General features: G+C 63.5%; 3 protein-coding genes. All 3 read right to left on the reverse strand.

Annotated features, from left to right (window positions below):
• Window positions 1-383, reverse strand: a 383-nt coding sequence (locus EOA60_RS32545) for a GNAT family N-acetyltransferase (protein ID WP_164899756.1), incomplete at its 3' end; no start/stop codon positions are given.
• 125 nt (window positions 384-508) lie between these two features.
• Window positions 509-778, reverse strand: coding sequence for a 50S ribosomal protein L27 (gene rpmA, locus EOA60_RS32550; protein WP_040991608.1), 270 nt, complete (start codon window positions 776-778; stop codon window positions 509-511).
• Window positions 779-878: 100 nt separating this feature from the next.
• Window positions 879-1,494, reverse strand: a 616-nt coding sequence (gene rplU, locus EOA60_RS32555) for a 50S ribosomal protein L21 (RefSeq protein ID WP_128312594.1), incomplete at its 5' end; no start/stop codon positions are given.

The raw sequence follows: 1,494 nt of genomic DNA on the forward strand, positions 1-1,494 counted from the left end.
AGGTCGACCAGCGCGTGCGCCGCCTCGGTCGCATAGCCGCGCTTCCAGTAAGGCTCGCCGATCCAGTAGCCCAGCTCCAGCCCGCGATCGGTGGTATTCAACCCCGCGCAGCCGACGAAAGTGCCGGTGCCGGCGAGCGTCAGCGCATAGGCGATGCCGGCGCGGCGCGACGAGGCCATGGCGAGGAAGGCGCGGGCCTCGGCTTCGCCGTAAGGATGCGGCATGCGGGCCAGCATTTCGGCGACGTGACGGTTGTCGGCCAGAGCGACGAGTTGCGCGAGATCGCTCTCGCGCGGAGCGCGCATGACCAGGCGCTCGGTGGCGAGCACCGGGCAATCGATCGCGTAACTTTCGTCTTCGGTGTCTTCCGCTTCGGCAACCATTTTAGTCCTCCAGGGCAAAGAAAAATGAAAAAGGAGAGATGGAAGCCCATCTCTCCTGATCCTTTTCCTGGCCTGGCCAGACACCGGTTCCCGAGATGGGCGCCGGTGTTATGGTGCGGAACCGGCTACTCCGCTGCTTTGGTGATCGGGTTTACCGAGACGTAGGTTCGGCCGTTGGCTTTTTTGTTGAAGGTGACTGCGCCGGCTTCGAGCGCAAAAAGGGTGTGGTCCGTGCCCATGCCAACGTTGGTGCCCGGATGCCATTGCGTGCCGCGCTGACGAATGATGATGTTGCCGGCGACGACGGCTTCGCCACCGAACTTTTTCACGCCGAGACGCTTGGAGTGCGAATCGCGACCGTTGCGCGACGAACCGCCAGCTTTCTTGTGTGCCATCTAACTAACTCCGATGCGCCCTGAGGCGCTTGAATGGTCTTATGAACGCGTTCGCGTTCCGTTTCAAGTGCGTACCGGCGACGATTATCGCCGACCGTCCTTACTTCTTTTTCGCCAGCTCCTTGGCCTGCTCGCGCCAATCCTTGATCTGGTCGGCGCTGAACGGCATGTGCTCGTCGATCTTGGCGACATCCTTCTCGGTCAGCTTGGCCAGCTGCGCAAAGGTGACGATGCCCTGCTCGGCGAGATCCTTTGCCGCGACGGGACCGATGCCCTTGATCACGGTCAAATCGTCCGGCTCGCCCTTCGGTGCCTTGAACAGCGGCGCGGCCTTGGCCTCTTCGCTGGCGGGAGCTTCCTTGGGGGCGGCCTCTGCCTTGGCTTCCTTCTTGGCCTTGGCCTCCTTCGGAGCGGCTTCGGCCTTCGCCTCGGCGGCGACTTCCGCCTTGGCTTCGGGCGCCTTGGCCTCAGCCTTGGCGGCGGCCTTCTTCGACGGCTTGGCGCCGCCCAGCAGGATCTCGGAGATCCTGACGGTGGTCAGAAGCTGGCGGTGGCCGATCTTGCGGCGCGAATTCTGGCGGCGACGCTTCTTGAAAGCGATGACGGTGCGGTTCTTGCCCTGCTCGACGACTTCCGCCGTGACCAGAGCGCCATCGACGAACGGCGCGCCGAAGGTGACATTCTCACCCTCGCCATGCGCGAGAACAGTGCCGATC

Source organism: Mesorhizobium sp. M1A.F.Ca.IN.020.06.1.1, assembly GCF_004023265.1.
In the GTDB taxonomy this organism is placed as follows: domain Bacteria; phylum Pseudomonadota; class Alphaproteobacteria; order Rhizobiales; family Rhizobiaceae; genus Mesorhizobium.

Bases quoted from the DNA above. Each gene is read 5' to 3' on its own strand.
- rpmA (WP_040991608.1), bottom strand. From the start codon at position 778: ATGGCACACAAGAAAGCTGGCGGTTCGTCGCGCAACGGTCGCGATTCG.